17 protein-coding genes are annotated in these 20,110 nt (G+C 68.3%); 8 read left to right on the top strand and 9 right to left on the bottom strand.

Going from position 1 to position 20,110, the window contains the following annotated elements:
* Positions 1-65 precede the first annotated feature (65 nt).
* From IEX18_RS13470 to IEX18_RS13455, 4 genes are all read right to left on the bottom strand, one after another.
* A complete protein-coding gene (locus IEX18_RS13470) occupies positions 66-434 on the bottom strand; it encodes a hypothetical protein (RefSeq protein ID WP_188659252.1) in 369 nt (122 codons plus the stop codon).
* The gene (locus tag IEX18_RS13465; protein WP_188659251.1) at positions 431-1,267 is read right to left on the bottom strand and encodes a metallophosphoesterase family protein; all 837 of its coding nucleotides are present in this window, start codon (positions 1,265-1,267) and stop codon (positions 431-433) included. Before IEX18_RS13465 ends, IEX18_RS13470 begins: the two co-directional genes overlap by 4 nt.
* A gap of 4 nt (positions 1,268-1,271) precedes the next feature.
* Positions 1,272-2,018 carry a hypothetical protein gene (locus IEX18_RS13460; RefSeq protein WP_188659250.1) on the bottom strand — a complete coding sequence of 249 codons (747 nt, stop codon included), beginning with the start codon at positions 2,016-2,018 and terminating at the stop codon, positions 1,272-1,274.
* 155 nt (positions 2,019-2,173) lie between these two features.
* Positions 2,174-3,502 (bottom strand): MFS transporter, encoded by a 1,329-nt coding sequence (locus IEX18_RS13455; protein ID WP_188659249.1) that lies wholly within the window; start codon positions 3,500-3,502, stop codon positions 2,174-2,176.
* Positions 3,503-3,624: 122 nt separating this feature from the next.
* On the opposite strand from IEX18_RS13455, the gene cyoA reads away from it, so the two are divergent.
* The 8 genes from cyoA to IEX18_RS13415 all read left to right on the top strand — a co-directional run bounded on the left by cyoA (position 3,625) and on the right by IEX18_RS13415 (position 13,882).
* The gene (gene cyoA, locus IEX18_RS13450; RefSeq protein ID WP_188659248.1) at positions 3,625-4,740 is read left to right on the top strand and encodes a ubiquinol oxidase subunit II; all 1,116 of its coding nucleotides are present in this window, start codon (positions 3,625-3,627) and stop codon (positions 4,738-4,740) included.
* A 5-nt stretch (positions 4,741-4,745) separates the two neighbouring features.
* Positions 4,746-6,764, top strand: coding sequence for a cytochrome o ubiquinol oxidase subunit I (gene cyoB, locus IEX18_RS13445; protein WP_188659247.1), 2,019 nt, complete (start codon positions 4,746-4,748; stop codon positions 6,762-6,764).
* A 3-nt stretch (positions 6,765-6,767) separates the two neighbouring features.
* Positions 6,768-7,403, top strand: coding sequence for a cytochrome o ubiquinol oxidase subunit III (cyoC, locus tag IEX18_RS13440; protein WP_188659246.1), 636 nt, complete (start codon positions 6,768-6,770; stop codon positions 7,401-7,403).
* Positions 7,400-7,789: a cytochrome o ubiquinol oxidase subunit IV gene (gene cyoD, locus IEX18_RS13435; RefSeq protein ID WP_188659245.1), complete on the top strand. Its 390-nt coding sequence runs from the start codon at positions 7,400-7,402 to the stop codon at positions 7,787-7,789. The genes cyoC and cyoD overlap by 4 nt, the downstream gene beginning before the upstream one ends.
* A gap of 2 nt (positions 7,790-7,791) precedes the next feature.
* Complete coding sequence (locus IEX18_RS13430; RefSeq protein WP_188659244.1) at positions 7,792-8,499, top strand: SURF1 family protein; 708 nt, start codon at positions 7,792-7,794, stop codon at positions 8,497-8,499.
* The gene (locus IEX18_RS13425) at positions 8,496-9,764 is read left to right on the top strand and encodes an ATP-binding protein (protein ID WP_188659243.1); all 1,269 of its coding nucleotides are present in this window, start codon (positions 8,496-8,498) and stop codon (positions 9,762-9,764) included. Before IEX18_RS13430 ends, IEX18_RS13425 begins: the two co-directional genes overlap by 4 nt.
* Positions 9,761-10,288: a response regulator transcription factor gene (locus IEX18_RS13420; RefSeq protein WP_188659242.1), complete on the top strand. Its 528-nt coding sequence runs from the start codon at positions 9,761-9,763 to the stop codon at positions 10,286-10,288. The genes IEX18_RS13425 and IEX18_RS13420 overlap by 4 nt, the downstream gene beginning before the upstream one ends.
* 183 nt (positions 10,289-10,471) lie before the next feature.
* Positions 10,472-13,882, top strand: coding sequence for an amidohydrolase family protein (locus IEX18_RS13415; protein ID WP_188659241.1), 3,411 nt, complete (start codon positions 10,472-10,474; stop codon positions 13,880-13,882).
* A 120-nt stretch (positions 13,883-14,002) separates the two neighbouring features.
* Here the strand turns inward: IEX18_RS13415 and IEX18_RS13410 are convergent, their stop codons facing one another.
* The 5 genes from IEX18_RS13410 to IEX18_RS13390 all read right to left on the bottom strand — a co-directional run bounded on the left by IEX18_RS13410 (position 14,003) and on the right by IEX18_RS13390 (position 20,034).
* Complete coding sequence (locus tag IEX18_RS13410; protein ID WP_188659240.1) at positions 14,003-15,391, bottom strand: DUF1501 domain-containing protein; 1,389 nt, start codon at positions 15,389-15,391, stop codon at positions 14,003-14,005.
* Entirely contained in the window at positions 15,391-17,100 is a 1,710-nt protein-coding gene (locus tag IEX18_RS13405; protein ID WP_229664561.1) for a DUF1800 domain-containing protein, read from the bottom strand. Before IEX18_RS13405 ends, IEX18_RS13410 begins: the two co-directional genes overlap by 1 nt.
* 742 nt (positions 17,101-17,842) lie before the next feature.
* Positions 17,843-18,391, bottom strand: a complete 549-nt coding sequence (gene rpsI, locus IEX18_RS13400) for a 30S ribosomal protein S9 (protein WP_188659239.1) — start codon at positions 18,389-18,391, stop codon at positions 17,843-17,845.
* Positions 18,391-18,870: a 50S ribosomal protein L13 gene (gene rplM, locus IEX18_RS13395; protein WP_188659238.1), complete on the bottom strand. Its 480-nt coding sequence runs from the start codon at positions 18,868-18,870 to the stop codon at positions 18,391-18,393. The genes rpsI and rplM overlap by 1 nt, the downstream gene beginning before the upstream one ends.
* A gap of 120 nt (positions 18,871-18,990) precedes the next feature.
* On the bottom strand, positions 18,991-20,034 hold the full coding sequence (locus IEX18_RS13390; protein WP_188659237.1) for a COX15/CtaA family protein: 1,044 nt from the start codon (positions 20,032-20,034) through the stop codon (positions 18,991-18,993).
* Positions 20,035-20,110: the final 76 nt, after the last annotated feature.

The following is a 20,110-nucleotide window of genomic DNA, read 5'->3' as shown; positions in this document are numbered from 1 at the left end:
CGATTGGACCCATCGGGACCGAGCTTCGGCGATCGACGACGGGCGCGGTCAGCCGCCACGCCCTCTCAATCGTAATAGTCGTTCCAGCCCACCCGGCGACGGCGGTTGCGGCTCTTGAAGGCCCAGCCGGAGAGGACCGCGCCAACCGTGAGAAGCAGTGCCACGACCGAAAGCGGCCTGATGCTCGCTTCGGTCACCACCAGCAGACCCAGCGTCGCGATCATCGCCAGAACATGCGCCAGGCAGGCATAGAGTACGCGGCGTCGCGCCGGCCGGTCCATCGCCTCGAAGGGGGCGACGATCGCCAGCGCCGCACCGCCGATGCCCATGGCCACGATGACCGACAGATGCACCTCCGGCACCATCAGGAAGATCGCGGCCACGATCATCGTCGCGATGGACAGCATCGCCACACACGTTCTCAGCCTGTTCATGCCTGCGGCTGTACCTGTCTTACCTGAATGAATTCAATACTCGGAGTCCCCAGCCGCACGGCGGTGAGGGCCCCGGTACGATACGCGCCAGTGTCGATTCCGATCCGCCACGGCGTCAGGACGGGCGAGGCGGAGGTCCAGCTGTGGCCATGAACCACCACCTTTTCCAGAAGCTGGCCGTTTTCGAGGAAATCGTCGCGGATCCACAGATAATCGCGCTCGTCCTGGCGCGAGAGCGGCAGGCCCGGCCGCACCCCGGCATGGACGAACAGATAGTCGCCGCGCATCACTTTGGTCGGCATGGCGCGCAGCAGGTCGAGATGGGAGGCGGGCAGCCGGTCCATCAGCTCGTCGCGGATCGCCTCGCACCGGTCGGCGACCGCCTGCTCCCCCTCGGGCAGCGCGACCCCATAGGCCGCCAGCGTCGCCGCGCCGCCGACGCGCAGCCAGCCGCGGGCGTGGAACGGCCGCTCGATGAAGTCGAGCAGCATCGCCTCGTGATTGCCCTTGAGGAAGACGAGTTCGAGCGGCGAGCGGCGCGACAGCCACACCAGCGTCGACAGCACCTTGTCCGAATGCGGCCCGCGATCGACATAGTCGCCGGCGAACAGCAGGAGCGGCCGCGGCCCGCCGGCGGGAAGCGCCGCAGCGTCCTCGCGGATCGCGCCCAGCAGGGCGATCAGCAGGTCGTAACAGCCATGCACGTCGCCGATCGCATAGACCACCTGCCCGTCGGTCGCGCCCGAGGGCGTGTCGCGGGAGACATCGGCACGGCGCACCACCTCGATCGGCGTAGCGGCCACGGTGAGCGGATCGAGGACGGCCTGGTGCATGGCGCTACTGTTGCTCGCTCCGGAGCAGATCGTCCAGTTGCTCCGTCAGCTCGTCATAGCGGCGGATCGTCTCGTCCGGCGCATCGAGCGAGATGCCGCGGGCGCGATTCCAGCGGCGGCGGATCGCGACCAGCGAATCGGTTTCCACCCCGGCCCGGGTCGCCGCATCATAGGCTCGCCGCAGGCGCCGGTCCGCAGCGAGGACATCGCCATAGATGCACGCATCGTCGCGGCTGCCGGGCGCACAGCCGTCCCGCCGCGTGCGCGGCGCGGGTGGTTCGCGGTCGGTCTCGACGCTCCGTTCGGTACGGACCGCCGCCGGGCGGGGCGGGGCAGGGGGAGGGGTCTCGATCGGCGCGGGGCCGAAATCGTCCGGCGCCAGCGTGTCTTCGGTGACCGTCTCGGTCACCGGGCGCGGCGGCGAGGCCTGGGCGCTATAGGCGGCGGGGCTCGCCCGGGGCGCGGGCGGCACCGGCCGCGCTGCGGCGACGCTGTTCTCCGGCACCAGCGTCAGCGCGAAGCGGACCGCCAGCACCAGCACGAACAGGGCGACCAGCAGCGGCGCGGCGAGCAGCAGCCAGCGGCGCGGATGCCGTGATCCGCGGGACCCGTTTGCGCCGTCGACCACAGTCGTGACGAGGGAGTCCCGCCGCGACCGCGCGTCCGACGCGGCGCCCGGTTCGGCGGAGGGGCCGAACAGCCGCTCCATATCCGTGGAGACGCTGCGGTTGCGCTCGAAATCCGTTGCCATGTCCGTGCCCTGCCTAGCCTGGCCAGCTAGCGGCGAGGGTGTGAACCCTTCGTTTATAAGGCACGACAAATGCGATCATGTCACCGGCATAGCCGATCGTGACGGGATTGACAGGCGGGGGCGATGCGATGCCCCCGCCGCGGATCGAACGACCCTTACGCCATCCGGCGAGCGAGTTCCTTGTTGAGGCCCAGCGCCAGCAGCGTCGCGATCGCGCCCGACAGCAGATAGCCCCCGGCCGCGATCAGCCCGAGATGCTGCGCGAGCAGCAGCGCCGCAAGCGGTGCGAAGCCGGCGCCGAACAGCCAGGCGAGATCGCTGGTCAGCGCCGCGCCGGTGTAGCGCGCGCGCTTCGGGAAATTGTTGGTCACCGCGCCCGAGGACTGGCCGAAGGACAGGCCGAGCAGGATGAAGCCCATGAACATGAACGCCGTCTCGCCCACCGGCCCGGCCGCGAGCAGCTGCGGCGCGAAGCCGGAGAAGACCGCGATCGCCGCGGCGGTATAGCCGAGCAGCGACCGGCGCCCGACCCGGTCCGCGACGAGGCCGGAGGCGATGATCGCCAGCACCCCCAGCACCGCGCCCGCCATCTCGATCAGCAGGAACCGGGTGATGTCTTCCCTGGTGAACAGCGCCACCCAGGACAGCGGGAACACCGTGACCATGTGGAAGAGCGCGAAGCTGGCCAGCGGGGCGAGCGCGCCGATCAGGATGTTGCGCCACTGCGCCTTCAGCGTCGCGGTGACCCGCGACGGAGTCAGCTCGCGGCTCTGGAACAGCTCGGTATATTCGGGAGTCACCACGATCCGCAGCCGCGCGAACAGCGCGACCACGTTGACCGCGAAGGCGACGAAGAACGGATAGCGCCAGCCCCAGGACAGGAAGTCCTCCGGCGACAGCGTGCCCAGGAAGAAGGCGAACAGGCCCGATGCGATGATCAGGCCGAGCGGCGCACCCAGCTGGGGCACCATCGCCCACCAGCCGCGCCGTTCCTGCGGGGCGTTGAGGGCGAGGAGCGAAGGCAGCCCGTCCCACGCGCCGCCCAGCGCCAGCCCCTGGCCGATGCGCAGGATCGCGAGCAGCACCGCCGACCAGCCGCCGACCTCCGCATAGCCGGGAAGGAAGGCGACGGTGCAGGTCGCGGTGCCGAGCAGGAACAGGGCGATCGTCAGCTTGGTGCCGCGCCCGTGCCGCCGGTCGATCGCCATGAAGATCTGCGTACCGATCGGTCGCGCGATGAACGCGAGCGGAAACAGCGCGAACGACCAGAGCGTGCCGGTCAGCCGGTCGAGATAGGGGAAGACCAGTGCGGGAAAGACGAGCACCGAGGCGATCGCATAGACGAAGAAGTCGAAGAATTCCGACGTGCGGCCGATGATCACCCCGATCGCGATCTCGCCAGGATGCACCTGGTGGTCGCCACGGGTGTTCACCACACGGGCATCGCGCTCCAGCGGCGCGGAATGGGCAGCGGCCTCGGCCATGTTCTCGCTTTCGGTAGAAACGAACGTTCGACAGGCGCCTTTAGACCCCCGCGCGGGGCGGGGGGATAGGGCAAATTGTCCTATTTCGCATCTGCACAATGAGGCGTAGCGCGCGGATCGTGATGGCACGCTTCCCTTCCTTCCCCGTCCGGCTGGCGCCGCTGGCGGGCCTGTCGCTGCTCGGCGGCTGCAACATGGTCGTGATGAACCCCGCAGGCGACGTCGCACGCCAGCAGGCGGATCTCGTCCTGTGGTCGACGGCGCTGATGCTCCTCATCATCGTTCCCGTGATGGTGCTGACGGTGGTGTTCGCCTGGAAGTATCGCGCCACCAACAAGGAGGCCGACTACCGGCCGGACTGGGACCATTCGACCGGGCTCGAACTCGTCATCTGGTCCGCGCCGCTGCTGATCATCGTCGCCTTGGGTGCGCTGACCTGGGTCGCGACACACACGCTCGATCCCTATCGGCCGATCGGCCGGCTCGCGGCGGGGCGGCCGCTTCCCGCCGGGCAGGCGCCGCTGGAGGTGCAGGTCGTCGCGCTCGACTGGAAATGGCTGTTCATCTATCCCGAGCAGGGGATCGCGACGGTGAACGAGCTGGTGCTGCCGGTCGACCGGCAGGTGCGCTTCCGCCTGACCTCCTCGTCGGTGATGAACACCTTCTACGTCCCCGCCATGGCCGGGATGATCTACACCATGCCCGGCATGGAGACGAAGCTGCACGCGGTGCTGAACCGCGCCGGCCGGTTCGACGGCATGTCCGCCAACTATTCGGGCGCGGGCTTTTCCGAGATGCGCTTCCCGACCCTGGCCATGGACGACACCGGCTTCGACCGCTGGGTGGCGACGGTGAAGGGCGGGCAGGGCGCGCTGTCGCAGGCGCGCTATCTGCAGCTGGAGAAGCCGAGCGAGAAGGTGCCGGCCATGCGCTTCGCCGCGGTCCAGCAGGGCCTGTTCGATCGCATCGTCAAGATGTGCGTCCGCCCCGGCGAGCCGTGCGTGACCATGCATGGCGAGGGGCATCACGGCATGCAGCCGCCCGTCAACAATCGTCCGGCCGAAGGTTCGGAAGGCGCGCTGATGAAGGCGCCCGAGGAGAAGGGCACCAGCCCGCACCTCACCGCCCCGCGCGGCCCTGCCTCCGGCAGCGGCAAGCCCGGCGATCAGACCAACCGTAACATGACCCGCCTCGAGCGGCCGGCACTGCCCGGCGCGATCCAGAGCGCGCGGAGCTGAGACCCATGTCCGACACCCTCATCAAGACGATCTTCGGGCGCCTCTCCTGGGAGAGTTTTCCGATCCACGAGCCGATCCTGGTCGGCACCTTCGCGGTGGTCGCGATCGGCGGCGGCGCGGTGCTCGCGGCGCTGACCTATTTCAAGCTCTGGGGCTATCTCTGGAAGGAGTGGTTCACCAGCGTCGACCACAAGAAGATCGGCATCATGTACATGGTGCTCGGCATCGTCATGCTGCTGCGCGGCTTCGCCGACGCGCTGATGATGCGCGCACAGCAGTCGATGGCGTTCGGTGCCAATGAAGGCTTCCTGCCCGCGCACCATTACGACCAGGTCTTCACCGCCCACGGCGTGATCATGATCTTCTTCGTGGCGATGCCGTTCGTGACGGGGCTGATGAACTATGTCGTACCGCTCCAGATCGGTGCGCGCGACGTCAGCTTCCCCTTCCTCAACAATTTCAGCTTCTGGATGACGACCGCGGGCGCGATGATCGTCATGGCCAGCCTGTTCGTCGGCGAGTTCGCGCGCACCGGCTGGCTGGCGATGGCGCCGCTGTCGGGGCTCGACTATTCGCCCGATGTGGGCGTCGACTATTATGTCTGGGCGCTCCAGGTGGCGGGCGTCGGCACCTTGCTGTCGGGCGTCAACCTGATCGCGACCATCGTCAAGATGCGCGCGCCGGGCATGACGCTGATGAAGATGCCGGTCTTCACCTGGACCGCGCTGGCGACCAACATCCTGATCGTCGCCGCCTTCCCGGTGCTGACCGCGGTGCTCGCGATGCTCAGCCTCGACCGCTATGTCGGCACGCACTTCTTCACGAACACCGGCGGGGGCAACCCGATGATGTACGTGAACATGATCTGGATCTGGGGCCATCCGGAAGTCTACATCCTGATCCTGCCGGCCTTCGGCGTCTTCTCGGAAGTCACCTCGACCTTCTCGAGCAAGCGGCTGTTCGGCTATACGTCGATGGTCTACGCGATCCTCGTCATCACCATCCTCGCCTATCTGGTCTGGCTCCACCACTTCTTCACCATGGGGTCGGGCGCGAGCGTCAACAGCTTCTTCGGCATCACCACGATGATCATCTCGATCCCGACGGGCGCGAAGATCTTCAACTGGCTGTTCACCATGTATCGCGGCCGGGTGCGCTTCGAGCTGCCGATGATGTGGACGGTGGCGTTCATGCTCACCTTCGTCATCGGCGGGATGACGGGCGTGCTGCTGGCGGTGCCGCCGGCGGACTTCGTCCTCCACAACTCGCTGTTCCTTGTCGCCCACTTCCACAACGTCATCATCGGCGGCGTGCTGTTCGGGATGTTCGCGGGGATCAACTACTGGTGGCCCAAGGCCTTCGGCTTCAAGCTCGATCCCTTCTGGGGCAAGATCAGCTTCTGGAGCTGGGTCATCGGCTTCTGGGTCGCCTTCACCCCGCTCTACATCCTGGGCCTGATGGGCGTGACGCGCCGGCTGCGCCACTTCGACGATCCCAGCCTGCAGATCTGGTTCGTCGTCGCGGCGGTCGGGGCGGTGATCGTGGCGATCGGCATCGCGGCCTTCCTGATGCAGATCTTCGTCAGCATCCGCGACCGCAACAGCGACCGGCTGCGCGACTTCACCGGCGATCCCTGGGGTGGGCGGACGCTCGAATGGGCGACCTCCTCGCCGCCCCCGGCCTACAACTTCGCCTTCACCCCGGTGATCCACGACCTCGATGCCTGGTACGACATGAAGAACCGCAAGGCCGACCGGCCGACCAGCGGCTTCCGCGACATCCACATGCCGCGCAACACCGGGGCGGGGGTGGTGCTCGCCGGCCTGTCGATGGTCTTCGCGCTGGCGATGATCTGGTACATCTGGTGGCTGGCCGGGCTGGCCTTTGTCGGCCTGCTGGGCGCGGCGATCGTCCACACCTTCAACTACGACCGCGACTATCACATTCCGGCCGAGGAGGTGACGGCGGTCGAGGACCAGCGGACCGCGGCGCTCGCCGCCCATCCGCAGCTGGCGGGAGCCTGAACCATGGCGACTGATACCCTGACCCTGCCGCCCGGCGCCGACGCCCCGGCCTTCTGGGACACCGATCCGCACGAGCACCCGTCGGGCGGCAGCACGATGCTGGGCTTCTGGCTCTACCTGATGAGCGACTGCCTCATCTTCGCGATGCTGTTCGCGGCCTGGGGTGTCTATGGCAGCAGCTATGCCGGCGGCCCCGATCCGAAGGAGCTGTTCGACCTGAAGCTGGTCGCGGTGAACACCGCGATGCTGCTCTTCTCCTCGCTCACCTACGGCTTCGCGATGATCGCGACCGACGAAGGGAAGAAGGCGCAGGCGCAAGGCTGGCTCGCCGCGACCGGCCTGTTCGGCCTCTGCTTCCTCGCGATCGAGCTCTACGAATTCTCGCACCTGATCCATGAAGGGGCGGGGCCGTGGCGCTCGGCCTTCCTCTCGTCCTTCTTCACGCTGGTCGGCACCCACGGCCTCCACGTCACCTTCGGCCTGATCTGGCTGGTCGTGCTGATGGTCCAGGTCGCGCAGCGCGGGCTGGTGCCGGAGAATGTCCGCCGTCTCCAGTGCCTGTCGCTGTTCTGGCACTTTCTCGACGTCATCTGGATCGGCGTCTTCACCTTCGTCTATCTTCTGGGAGTGCTGCGATGAGCGCCGATCCCCACGCCGCCGCGCCTCACGGCCACGGTCATGACGGCCATCACGACGGCGCGCCGCATGGCAGCCGCAAGGGCTATCTGGTCGGCTTCGCCCTGTCGGTGCTGCTCACCGCCGTGCCCTTCGCGGTGGTGATGCTGAACGGCCTCGCCACCCCCAATACCGCGGCGGCGATCTGCATGAGCTTCGCGATCGTCCAGATCGTCGTCCATATGGTCTTCTTCCTCCATATGAATACGCGTTCCGAAGGGGGCTGGACGATGATGGCCTTGATCTTCACGATCATCATCGTCGTCATCGCGCTGACGGGGTCGCTGTGGGTCATGTACCACATGAACGCGAACATGATGCCGGACATGGGAATGTCCGGCGGGATGTAAGCTTGGGCGCGGTCGCCGGCCGCCGGCCGCTCGGGCTCGTCGCCCTGGCGCTGGCGGCGATCGCGCTGCTCCTCGCGCTCGGCGTCTGGCAGGTCGAGCGGCTCGCCTGGAAGCGCGCGCTGATCGCGCAGGTCGACCGCCGTCTGTCGGCCGCACCGGTCGCCGCCCCGGGGCCGGACCGCTGGTCCGCCATCGGCCGCGACGACGCCTATACCCGCATCGCCGTCACCGGCCGCTTCCTTCCCGGCCAGGACGTGCGGGTGCAGGCGGTGACGGATCTGGGCGGCGGATCCTGGATCCTCACCCCGTTCCAGACGGCGCAGGGCTGGCGTGTCCTCGTTAATCGCGGCTTCGTCCCCACCGATGCCAGCCCCGCGGCCCCCGCCGCCGGGCCACGACGAGTCACCGGCCTGCTCCGCGTGACCGAGCCCGGCGGCGCCTTTCTCCGCCACAACGATCCCGCCGCGAACCGCTGGTTCTCGCGCGACGTCGGTGCGATCGCCGCGAGCCGCCGGCTGGGCCCGATCGCCCCCTATTTCGTCGACGCCGACGGGGCCGGACTGCGCGGCACCGGATGGCCGCGCGGGGGTTTGACCACCGTGCGCTTTCCCAACAATCATCTCGTCTATGCGATCACCTGGTTCGCGCTAGCCGCGCTGGTCGCGGTCATGACGGTCCGCGCGCTCCGCCGCCCCGGCGCCCCTGCATGAGCCGCCGCACCGCGCGCGACGAGGCGGCGAGGAGCAATCTCCTCCTCCTCATCCAGCTGCGCTGGCTGGCGGTGGCCGGGCAGCTGGCGACGATCCTTGCGGTCAAGCGCCTGCTCAAGGTCGACCTGCCGATGGAGCCGATGCTGGCGACGCTGGGCGTGCTGGTGCTGGTCAACCTGGTCGCGCTGCGCAGCCGCCGCTGGCCGGTATCGGACGTGACCCTGCTCCTCACCGTGCTGGTCGATGTCGGCTGCCTGACGATGCAGCTCTATCTCAGCGGGGGCGCGACCAATCCCTTCATCTCGCTCTACCTGCTCCAGGTCGGGCTGGGTGCGGTGCTGCTCGAGGCCTGGGCGAGCTGGGCGCTGGTCGCCATCACCAGCGTCGCCTTTGCCGGCCTCGCCATGGTCGCGCCGCCGCTGCCGCTGCCGCCGGCCATCGCCAGTTCGCTGTCGCCGCCCTTCGTCTTCGCCTCCTGGTTCAACTACACGCTCGCGGCGGTGCTGCTCGTCGCCTTCGCTACCCAGGTGTCGCGCAACCTGCGGGCGCGCGACGCCGGCCTCGCCGCGCTTCAGCAGCGCGCCGCCGAGGAGGAGCAGATCGTCCGCATGGGCCTTCTGGCCAGCGGTGCCGCCCATGAGCTGGGAACGCCGCTCGCCTCGCTCTCGGTCGCGTTGGGCGACTGGCGTGCCGACCCCGCGGTCCGCGCCTCGGCGACCCTGCGCGAAGAGGTGGCGGACATGCAGGCGGAGGTGAAGCGCTGCAAGGAGATCGTCGCCGGCATCCTCTTCGCCGCGGGTGCCGTCACAGGAGAGGCGCCCGAGCGCACCACGCTCCGCAAATTCATCGCCGACATCGTCGCCACCGCCGCCGCCCGCGATCGGATCATCGTCGAGGACCGCACCGGCCGCGACCGCCCGATCGTCGCCGATCGCGCGCTCGGCCAGGCATTGCTCAACCTGCTCGACAATGCCGCGGAGGCCGAGGCGAACCGCATCAGCGTCACCGTATCGCTGGAGGGGGAACTGACTATCATCGTCCGCGACGACGGCCGCGGCTTTCCGCCCGACATGCTAGACCGGATCGGCGCGCCCTACAGCTCGACCAAGACGAAGCGCGGCGCGGGGCTCGGCCTGTTCCTGTCGAGCAACGTGCTGCGCACGCTCGGCGGCTCGCTGGAGGCGGAAAACCGCGCAGTCGGCGGTGCCCGCGTCACGCTGCGCCTCCCCATCGAGGCCTTGGCGCTGGCGGAGGCGCGGGCATGACCGGGCGGCGGCTGCTGATCGTCGAGGACGACGCGGTCTTCGCGCGCACCTTGTCGCGCTCCTTCGAGCGGCGCGGCTACCAGGTCGAGGTGATGAACGGCCCCGACGGGCTCGACGAAACCGCCGCGCGCTTTCGCCCCACCCATGCGGTGATCGACCTTCGGCTCGGCGGCGCGTCGGGACTGGCCTGTATCGAGCGGCTCCATACGCGCGATTCGGCGACGCTGATCGTCGTCCTGACCGGCTTCGCCAGCATCGCCACCGCGGTCGAGGCGATCAAGCTCGGTGCGACCAACTACCTGACCAAGCCCGCCAATACCGACGATATCGAGGTCGCCTTCGCCGCCGGCCGCGGCAATGCCGAGATCGCCATCGCCCAGCGCCCCACCACCATCCGCACGCTGGAGTGGGAGCATATCCACCAGGTGCTGGTCGACACCGACTTCAACATTTCCGAAGCCGCGCGGCGGCTGGGAATGCACCGGCGCACCCTCGCGCGGAAGCTGGAGAAGCGGCATCTTTGAAATGACGGCTGCTGAACCTTCTACCGTCATCCCTGCGCAAGCAGGGATCTTTGGCGATCGGTGTACACGCCTCGCCAAAGGCCCCAGCCTCCGCTGGGGCGACGTTCATGAGGTCCCACTTTCCCCGTGACGCCGCCGCGCGATCGGCTAGGTTCCCCGCATCCAAAGGGGAACCCTGACACCGTGATCCATCGCAGCCTGACCGCCCTTGCCCTTGTCCTCTCCGCCGCCGAGCTGTCGGCGCAGGCCGTGCCGCCGCCCGCCGAAAACCCCGTCCAGCAAAGCCAGGCCCCCGAGGACAAGGCGACCGCGCCCCTTCCGGAACAGGCCGGCCCGCTGCCGCCGCCGACCCCCGCCGCCGCGACGCCGGCCGCTGCCTCGGCCAAGGCGGACGCCAAACCCGCCAAATGGGACGTCAACGCCCCGCGCGGCCTGCGCACGCGTGAGGTGCGGATCGATGTCGACGAGGGCAGCTGGATGAACGTCGACGTGTCGCCCGATGGGCTCACGGTCGCCTTCGACCTGCTCGGCGACATCTACACCATGCCGATCGCGGGCGGCACCCCGACGCGGGTCGCGTCCGGCCTCGCCTTCGAGCATCAGCCGCGCTTCTCGCCCGACGGCCGCCGCATCGCCTTCACCTCGGACCGGGGCGGTGGCGACAATATCTGGGTGATGAACGTCGACGGCTCCGACAAGCGGCAGGTCACCAAGGAGGACTTCCGCCTCCTCAACCAGCCGACCTGGAGCCCGGACGGCCGCTTCATCGCCGCCAAGAAGCATTTCACCACCGGCCGCTCGCTCGGCACCGGCGAGGTGTGGCTCTACCATGTCTCGGGCGGCGGCGGCGTCCAGCTGGTGAAGCGCGCGAGCGAGCAGCTGCAGAAGGAGCTGGGCGAGCCGATCTACGCGCCCGACGGCAAGAGCATCTATTACACCCGCAACGTCTCGCCCGGCCCGATCTTCGAATATGCGCAGAACTCGCGAACCGACCTGTTCGATATCGAGCGCTATGACGTTGACACCGGCGAGGTGACGACCGTCGTCTCCGGTGCGGGCGGCTCGGTACGCCCGACGCCCTCGCGCGACGGCAAGCGCATCGCCTTCGTCCGGCGCGAGAACAACGTTACCAAGCTGTGGGTCAAGGACTTCGCGACCGGCGTCGAGCGCGTCGTCTACGGCCCGCTCGACCGCGACGTGCAGGAGACCTGGGCGGTCACCGGCGTCTATCCCAACATGGCCTGGACGGGCGACGACAAGGGCCTCGTCTTCTGGGCCGGCGGCAAGCTGCACCGGGTGGCGGCGGACGGCAGCGGCAGCAGCGTCATTCCGTTCCGCGTCGCCGATACGCGCGTGGTGGTGGAGCCGCTCCACCCGCAGATCGCCGTCGCCCCGGACCGTTTCCAGACGAAGATGCCCCGCTGGGCCAGCGCCTCGCCGGACGGCCGCACCATCCTGTTTGAGACACTCGGCAAGATCTGGGTCAAGCCCGCCGCCGGTGGCGCGCCCCGCCGCCTGACCCGCGGCGACGAGGGGATGGAGGCCTATCCCAGCTGGTCGCGCGACGGGCGACAGGTCGTCTTCGTCCAGTGGACCGATGCCGGCCTCGGCCAGATCCGCACCGTCGCGTCGGGCGGCGGCGCGGCGCGCACCGTCACCACCGTGCCCGGCCATTACAGCCGGCCGCGCTTCTCGCCCGACGGCAAGACGATCGTCTTCGAGCAGGGGGAGGGGGGCGGCCTCGTCTCGTCGCGCGGCAATCCCGGCAGCGGCGCCTATCGGGTCGCCGCGACCGGCGGCGCGCCGGTCCGCATCGCCCGCGATGTCGCCGAGCCGCAATTCGGCGCGGCGAACGACCGGATCTTCCTGATCGCCAACGAGAAGGGCAAGCGGCAGCTGATCAGCACCGATCTGAATGGCGAGGATCGCCGCGTCCATGCCGCGGGCGAGCTGGTCAACGACTATCAGGTCTCGCCCGCCGGCGACTTCGTCGCCTTCCGCCAGAGCTACGAGGCGTTCGTCGTGCCGCTGATGCCGGGCAAGCAGGCGGTCGAGCTCGACGCCAAGTCGGGCGCGCTGCCCGTCACCCGCGTCAGCGCCGACGGGGCGGACTTCATCAACTGGTCGAACGACGGCAAACAGATCCACTGGAGCGCCGGCCCGACCTTCTACACCGCCGAAACCGCCGCGCTGTTCCGCTCCGCGCCCGCCGGCGAGGATGCCGCGAAGTTCCAGATGCCGCGCTCGGGCGTGTCGCTGTCGATGGAGGTCGCCGCCGCCAAGCCCACGGCCACCGTCGCGCTCACCGGCGCGCGCGTGGTGACGATGGCGAAGGAGGATGGCGGCATCATCGACGACGCCACCGTCCTGATCCGCGGCGACCGTATCGTCGCGGTCGGCCCGCGCGCCGCGGTGCAGGTGCCCGCCGGCGCGATCACCGTCGACGTCACCGGCAAGACGATCATCCCCGGCCTGGTCGACGCCCACGCCCATGGGCCGCAGGGCGAGGAAGAGCTGACCCCGCAGCAGAACTGGTCGGCCATGGCCAATCTCGCGCTCGGCACCACCACCGTCCACGATCCCTCGTCGCGCTCGGCGGAAATCTTCCCGGCCGCCGAGATGCAGCGTGCCGGCATGATCCTGGCGCCCCGCACCTTCTCGGTCGGCGAGATCGTCTATGGAGCCAAGGCGCCGGACGTCTACGCCCAGATCGACAGCTATGACGATGCGCTGGCGGTGATCCGCCGGCTCAAGGCACAGGGCGCGAACAGCGTCAAGAACTACAACCAGCCCCGTCGGGAACAGCGCCAGATGGTCGTCGCCGCCGCGCAGGCCGAGAATATGGAGGTGGTGCCCGAGGGCGGCTCGCTCTTCACCCTCGACATGACGCTGGTGCAGGACGGCAATGCCACGATCGAGCACAACGTCCCGCTCGAACGCTTCTACGCCGATGTGCTGGGGATGTGGGCCCAGACCAGCGTCGGCTACACGCCCACGCTCGTCGTCGCCTATGGCGGCCCGGCCGGCGATCCCTATTGGCGTGCGCATATGGACGTCTGGCGGCATCCGCTGCTGAGCCGCCACGCGCCGCCCGCGCTCCTCGCCGCGCAGAACGCCCGGCGCGAGATCGCGCCCGAGGAGGATTATGTCGACGGCGTCACCGCGCGCGAGGCGCGCAAGCTCGCCGACCGCGGCATTCCCGTGGCGATCGGCGCGCACGGTCAGCAGCCGGGCTTGGGCGCGCACTGGGAGTTGTGGAGCTTCGTGCGCGGCGGTTGGACGCCGATCCAGGCGCTGCGGGCCGGCACGATCGCCGCGGCGACCTCGCTCGGCTATGCGAAGGATGTCGGCTCGCTGGAGCCGGGCAAGCTCGCCGATCTCGTCGTGCTCGATGCCGATCCCACCCGGGACATCCGCAACAGCGACAAGGTCAGCCGCGTGATGCTCGGCGGCCGCCTCTACGACGCTGCCACCCTCAACGAGGTCGCCACCGGCACCCGCAAGCGCCAACCCTATTGGTGGGAGAATGGCGGCGACAGGACCGGCACCGGAGCGCGGGCGACCGTCGGTCATGGCCATGGGGATCTGGATTGAGGTCTTACAATTAGCCCCTCCCCTTCAGGGGAGGGGTTGGGGTGGGGCGCTTCAACAAATGATTCAAGCGCGGACACGCCCCACCCCCGACCCCTCCCCTGAAGGGGAGGGGAGTAGGCCTCACACAAACCCCACATTCCAGCTCGACGCATTGTAATTCCCGATGTTCGGGAGAACGGTGCGCAGGTCGGTATCCGACACCCCGAACCAGCGCGCCAGCGTCGCGGCATATTGGTCGACCGACATGGTCGGCAGCAGCCGGCCCTGACCCACATCGTCGGCGGTGTTGTTCCCGATCGCGGGGGGCGAGCCGTAGAAACGCTGGCCCTTCACCGCGCCGCCCAGCACGAAGTGCATCGAACCCCAGCCATGGTCCGACCCGTCATCGTTCGACTGGAGCGTCCGCCCGAAATCGGAAGCGGTGAAGCTCGTCACCCTGTCCGCCACGCCGAGCTGGACCGTGGTGTCGTAGAAGGCGCGCAGCGCATCGGCGACCTTCCCCATCAGCGGGCCGTGCTGCGCCACCAGATTGTCGTGCAGGTCGAACCCGCCGATCGACACGAAGAACACCTGCCGCTTCGCCCCCAGCTCCGACGAGACGGAGATCAGCCGCGCCACCATCTTCAGCTGGTCGGCCAGATAGTTGCTGCCGGGAAACAGGGTGAAATTTGCGGCCGGCGCGGCATTCAGCGCACCCGCGACCTGCGCATAGGTGTCCAGCGACCGCTTCGAGACCCTGGCATATTCGTCCGCCAGCAGCCCGCCGGTGTTGCCGGTCATCAGCGTGCGCAGCGTCGTCGCCGCGGTCGTCGAGCCGTAGAGGGTGCGGCTGTTGTTGATCAGCGCGACCGGGCCGCCGGTGCCGACCGAATATTGCACCGCGTCGCGCCCGGTCAGGTATACCGCATTGCCGCTGGTGCTGATGCAGGTCAGCGTCGCGCTGCCATTGCCGTTCTGGAAGATGTCGCCGATCCGCCCGCCCCAGCCCGACGGCGCGCCCTCGGGCTTGGAAGCCTGGAAGTAGCTTTGCTGGTCGTTGTGGCTGAACAGCTTGGGCGGCAGCTTTACCGACTGCTGCTGGTACTTGGTCTTCGTCGTCGGCTGGACGAGCGTGCCGAGGTTCAGCGCCACCGCCATCTTGCCCTGATTGAACAGCGGCAGCAGCGATGCCATCGTCGGCGCGAGCGCATATTGCCGTCCGCCGTCCAGCGCCGCGGCCGGGTTCAGCAGCGTCGCCGCCAGCGAGTCGCGGTTCAGGGCGATGTTGCTGCGCGCTGCCTGATACAGGTTGTAGCTCGCCTGATCATAGGGCGTCAGCGTGTTGGCATAGTCCATCCCGCCATAGAGGAAGACGCAGACCATCGCCTTGTAGTCTGTCGCGGTCGCCGCCGCCGCCTCGCCGATCGCGCCCAGGGTCGTGGCGAAGGGCGCGCCCACCCCGGCCAGGCCGAGCGCACCCGCCCGCTTGAGGAAGGCGCGGCGCGACTGGTCGTGTTCGAAGCAGCTCATCACTTCACCGTCAGATATTCAGGGGCGGCGAGCGTCAGCATGATCGCGATGCCGACGCGGTTCGTATTGGCGTTGGTCGCGGTCGTCGCGACGCTGTCCACCGCCGCGCGGATCGCGGCGACGGTGGCGGTCGAAAGCTGACCGGCGGCGAGGACCAGGTTCACCTCGTCGACCAGCGCGGCGCTGTCCGCCGCCTTGGTCAGGATGTCGGTATAATCGGCCTTGGTGTCGCCGGTGCCGTTGGCCACCAAGGCGTACATATAGTTGACGTAGCCGACGACCGTCTGCTCGTTGGTGATCTGGAACTCCGGCGCGACCAGCCCGGCAGTGGCGATCCCGGTCGCGGGCGGCGTGTAGCCCGGCCGGTAGAAGTTGAAGACGGAGGGGCTGCGGCCCTTCGCCTGCCCCAGCCGGTTGAACTGGCTGGTCGTGTCGCCGAAGCCCCAGGCGTTCGACGGCGAGTTGACCTTGTAGGCGCGCGCCCAGCCGGTCAGCCGCATCACCGGCTCGCGCAGCTTGCCCGCATTGGCGGCCGTCAGCGCCGCATCGCTGCGCGCCTCGGTGTCGAGCAGGATCGCCGCGATCACCGCCTTCATGTCGCCCCGCACGCCCTGGCCGTTATCGGCGAACTTCGCCGCGACCCGTCCGACATAGGCGGGGGAGGGGTTGGAGGTGACCAGCCGCTGGATCAGCTGCTTCGAGACGAAGGGCGCGATGTTGGGATGCGCGAAGATCGCGTCGAGCGCCGCCTTCACCGCCGCCATCCCGCCGCCGGTCACGGTGGTGCCGAGGAAGCTCGCCGACCCGGTCTCGTTGATCCCGGCATTCATCACCAGCGGCTGGCGATAGCGATCGGGCGTCGTATAGGTGTTGTTGACGAGGCTGAGGCCGGTGAACACCCGTGCCAGCCCGCTCACATCGGCCTGGCTATAGGTCTCGAGCGGCGTGCCCCCGCTGGTCTTCACCGTCCCGTCCATGTTGAGCTGGTAGAGGCCGAGCGTGAAGAGCTGCATCAGCTCGCGCGCGTAATTCTCGTCGGGCTGCGCGCCGGTATTCGGGTTCGCCTTGCGGTTGCCGAGAAAGGTGAGGAACGAGCTCATCGCCGCGTTCAGCGTCACCGCCTCCATGATCTGGCGGTAATTGCCGAAGGCGTTGTCGAGCAGGATGTCGACATAGGCGGCCATGGCGAACTGCCGCCAGTTGAGGTTGACCGCATCGATTCCGACGACGAGCAGGTCGAGCAGCGCCATGCCGACCCGCTGGCGCAGCTGGTCCGGCTCGACGATCAGCTGCCGCCACATGGTGACGTCGAAGCCGGTCTGGTTGTTGATGTTCGCGTCGACATTATAGCCGTTGGCGACCAGCCAGTCCCAATGCGTGGTCGCCCGGGGCAGGGCGAACTGGGCGGTGATCCACCCCTCATAGCCCTTGGCCACGACATCGGCGATGCTCTCGCGCGTCGCGCCCATCGTCGTCTGCGACAGGAAACGGCTGGCCTGCACGTCGGTCGGCGGTACCTTGGCGACCGCCACCGGCGCACTCACCGCCGCGGTGCCGTCGCTCCCCGAGCCACTCCCGCCGCCGCCACAGGCCGCCAGCAACAGCGCGGGCGCCAGCACGGCAGGGGTCATCAACGCCGGGGCCGCCTCCACCCCGCCCGTATCCGCCGCGACCCGGGGCCGCTCCTCTTCGATGATGGTCCGCTGCACGCCACGCCCCCGCGAAGGCGCGCCCGCCGCGCCGATGCAGGATCATGGATTAGTATATGGGAGTTAACGGATTGGATCTCCGGTCACGCGCTTCGTCGTGTTTTCGTGACCTTTGGTCTGGCGGGAAAGTTGGAATTCGCGCGACACGCGGAGATTGGTTTTCGCGCAGAGGCGCCGAGGACGCAGAGGGAGGGGAGCGCTGTTTCATCGTGCTCTCCCTCGATCTTCGTCCTGACGAGCCTCACCCGTCATTCTGGTGAAGCCGAAATCTCGGCGAAAGTTCTCGGTCCACCCCGGCGAAGGCCGGGGTCCAGTCGGGAGACGGGAGTAAGCTATTGCAAAGCTTCGCCCAGCTGGACCCAGCCGTCTGCCGGGGTGGACGCTGATTACGGATTGCTCGGGCTATTGCAGAGGTCTCCCCGTCGGTGGAATGCACGGATCAGTTCGGATGGATCCCGGTCTGAACCGCGATCGCGCTCCGGAGAATGGATCAAGGCGATCGAAATCGAGCTTTCGCTTGTGTGCGATCGAGAGCTCGCCGCATGCAAGGCTCCCGCGGCATTAGGTTCCAACCAATACCACTCCTTCGCGCCCTCAGCGCTTCTGCGCGAATGCAAATCTCCGCCCCTCTGCGAACACCCCCCGGGATGCTCTCCAAGCACCACGCACGAAAAAGGCGGCGCCGTCGCCGGCACCGCCTCTTGTCCGATCCACCCGCGATGCCGCGGGCGAGCATCCAGTCTTAGCGCTTCGAGAACTGGAAGCTGCGACGCGCCTTGGCGCGGCCGTACTTCTTGCGCTCGACGGTGCGGCTGTCGCGGGTCAGGAAGCCCGCAGCCTTCACCGGGGCGCGCAGCGCCGGCTCGTACTTGGTGATCGCCTGGCTGATGCCGTGCTTCACCGCGCCGGCCTGGCCCGACAGGCCACCGCCCTTGACGGTGCAGATCACGTCATACTGGCCCTCGCGCTCGGTGATGCCGAACACCTGGTTGATGACGAGGCGCAGCGTCGGACGCGCGAAATAGACTTCCTGATCGCGACCGTTAATCGTGATCTTGCCCGAGCCCGGCTTCAGCCAGACGCGCGCGACGGCGTCCTTGCGGCGGCCGGTGGCATAGGCGCGGCCGAACTTGTCGAGCTCCTGCGCCCGCAGCGGCGCGGTCTGGACCGGCGCGTCGATCTGGCCGGCCATATAGGCCTCGGCCTGCGCGTCGGACGAAGTCTCGGCAGCGGCGCGCTGCTGGCCGAGCGCGGCGGCCAGATCGGAAAGCGACTGACGGTTGTCGGACATTATGCGCCCACCTTGTTCTTGCGGCTCATGCCGGCGATGTCGAGGACTTCGGGGTTCTGGGCTTCGTGCGGATGCTCCGCGCCCTTGAAGATGCGCAGGTTGCGCATCTGCTGGCGGCCGAGCGGCCCGCGCGGGATCATGCGCTCCACGGCCTTCTCCAGCACGCGCTCGGGGAAGCGACCCTCCAGCACCTTGGCGGCAGTCACGCCCTTGATGCCGCCGGCATAGCCGGTGTGCTTGTAATAGACCTTCTGCGCGGCCTTGTTGCCGGTGAAGCGGATCTTGTCGGCATTGATGACGATGACGTTGTCACCGCAGTCGACATGCGGGGTGAACGACGTCTTGTGCTTGCCGCGCAGGACGTTGGCGATCACCACCGCAGCGCGGCCGACGACCAGGTCGGTGGCGTCGACGATGTGCCACTTCTTCTCCACCTCGTGCGGCTTGGCCGACTTGGTGGTCTTCATGAGCGCCTTCATGGGCGTGAGACCTTTCCGAAAACGAAATCACGCCGCCCCATCGGGGCAGCGCGGATGGCGGGCGTTTGGCGCAGGACCGTCAGGAAGTCAAGATTTCCGGCGCATTGCTGACGGGTACTATCATACCCGATGACGTGTCCCGACCCGGTGGGCGGCGACGACCGCGGCGATCAGCAGCAGCGCGGCATTGGCCTGGTGCGCCACCGCCACCTCGATCTGCACGCCCGTCATCAGCGTCGCGACGCCCAGGAAGATCTGCAGCGTCACCAGTCCCACCACGGCGAAGCCGATGCGCGATCCGGTCCGGGTCGCCTGCACCGCCAGCCAGACCAGCCCGGCTGCGGCGAGAAAGGCGAGCCAGCGGTGGATGAACTGCACCACTACCGGATTGTCGACCGCATTGGTCCAGGCCGGGCTGAGCAGCGGCACGCCGGCGGGGAAGAAGGTGTCGCCCATCCGCGGCCAGGTGTTGAAGGCATAGCCCGCATCGAGACCGGCCGTGAACGCCCCCCAGACGATCTGGACGTAGAGGGCGACGAGCGCCGCGCCGGTGCCGATCGACAGGCGTGCGGGGATCGAGGCGGTGCCGGTGCGGTTGAGGTTCAGCAGGTCGAGCGCGGTCCAGACCGTCCCCGCCAGGATGACGAGCGCGGTGACGAGATGCACCGCGAGGCGAAGGTGGCTGACATCGGTCCGCTCGGTCAGGCCGGAGGCGACCATCCACCAGCCGATCGCGCCCTGCAGCGCGCCCAGCATCAGGATCGCGGTCAGCCGCCAGCCATAGCCGGCCGGGATCTGCCGCTTCGCCGCGAACCACAGCAGCGGCAGGGCGAAGGCGACGCCGATCACCCGGCCGAGCAGGCGGTGCAGATATTCCCAGAAGAAGATCGCCTTGAACCCGCCCAGCGTCATGCCTTGGTTGAACGCCGCATATTCCGGGATCTGCTTGTACCGGTCGAACTCCGCCTGCCACGCCGCCTCGGTCAGCGGGGGGAGGGTGCCGCTGATCGGCTTCCACTGGGTGATCGACAGGCCCGACTCGGTCAGCCGGGTGATCCCGCCTACCACGACCATCAGCACGATCAGGCCGGCGACGACGAACAGCCAGCGTGCGATCTGGCGCGGGCGGGCGGAGGACATGAACGCGGCGCTGGGTTGGAGCATGTCTCCATCTAGGCCCTGCCGGCACCAGGGGCAACGCCGGCTTGCCAGCCCCCGGCGCGCGACCTACCTGCATCGC

This window comes from Sphingomonas metalli (genome assembly GCF_014641735.1).
Classification (GTDB): domain Bacteria; phylum Pseudomonadota; class Alphaproteobacteria; order Sphingomonadales; family Sphingomonadaceae; genus Sphingomonas; species Sphingomonas metalli.
Note: the sequence above shows the minus strand (reverse complement) of the source record. Positions and strands in the feature narration are given on the sequence as shown.

What these genes read in the sequence shown, in the direction of transcription:
- IEX18_RS13410 (WP_188659240.1), bottom strand. Translation starts at nt 15,391, where the DNA reads ATGAGCTGCTTCGAACACGACCAGTCGCGCCGCGCCTTCCTCAAGCGG.
- IEX18_RS13455 (WP_188659249.1), bottom strand. Translation starts at nt 3,502, where the DNA reads ATGGCCGAGGCCGCTGCCCATTCCGCGCCGCTGGAGCGCGATGCCCGT.
- cyoB (WP_188659247.1), top strand. Translation starts at nt 4,746, where the DNA reads ATGTCCGACACCCTCATCAAGACGATCTTCGGGCGCCTCTCCTGGGAG.
- IEX18_RS13465 (WP_188659251.1), bottom strand. Translation starts at nt 1,267, where the DNA reads ATGCACCAGGCCGTCCTCGATCCGCTCACCGTGGCCGCTACGCCGATC.
- cyoD (WP_188659245.1), top strand. Translation starts at nt 7,400, where the DNA reads ATGAGCGCCGATCCCCACGCCGCCGCGCCTCACGGCCACGGTCATGAC.
- rplM (WP_188659238.1), bottom strand. Translation starts at nt 18,870, where the DNA reads ATGAAGGCGCTCATGAAGACCACCAAGTCGGCCAAGCCGCACGAGGTG.
- IEX18_RS13460 (WP_188659250.1), bottom strand. Translation starts at nt 2,018, where the DNA reads ATGGCAACGGATTTCGAGCGCAACCGCAGCGTCTCCACGGATATGGAG.
- IEX18_RS13425 (WP_188659243.1), top strand. Translation starts at nt 8,496, where the DNA reads ATGAGCCGCCGCACCGCGCGCGACGAGGCGGCGAGGAGCAATCTCCTC.
- IEX18_RS13390 (WP_188659237.1), bottom strand. Translation starts at nt 20,034, where the DNA reads ATGCTCCAACCCAGCGCCGCGTTCATGTCCTCCGCCCGCCCGCGCCAG.
- rpsI (WP_188659239.1), bottom strand. Translation starts at nt 18,391, where the DNA reads ATGTCCGACAACCGTCAGTCGCTTTCCGATCTGGCCGCCGCGCTCGGC.
- cyoA (WP_188659248.1), top strand. Translation starts at nt 3,625, where the DNA reads ATGGCACGCTTCCCTTCCTTCCCCGTCCGGCTGGCGCCGCTGGCGGGC.
- IEX18_RS13470 (WP_188659252.1), bottom strand. Translation starts at nt 434, where the DNA reads ATGAACAGGCTGAGAACGTGTGTGGCGATGCTGTCCATCGCGACGATG.
- cyoC (WP_188659246.1), top strand. Translation starts at nt 6,768, where the DNA reads ATGGCGACTGATACCCTGACCCTGCCGCCCGGCGCCGACGCCCCGGCC.
- IEX18_RS13420 (WP_188659242.1), top strand. Translation starts at nt 9,761, where the DNA reads ATGACCGGGCGGCGGCTGCTGATCGTCGAGGACGACGCGGTCTTCGCG.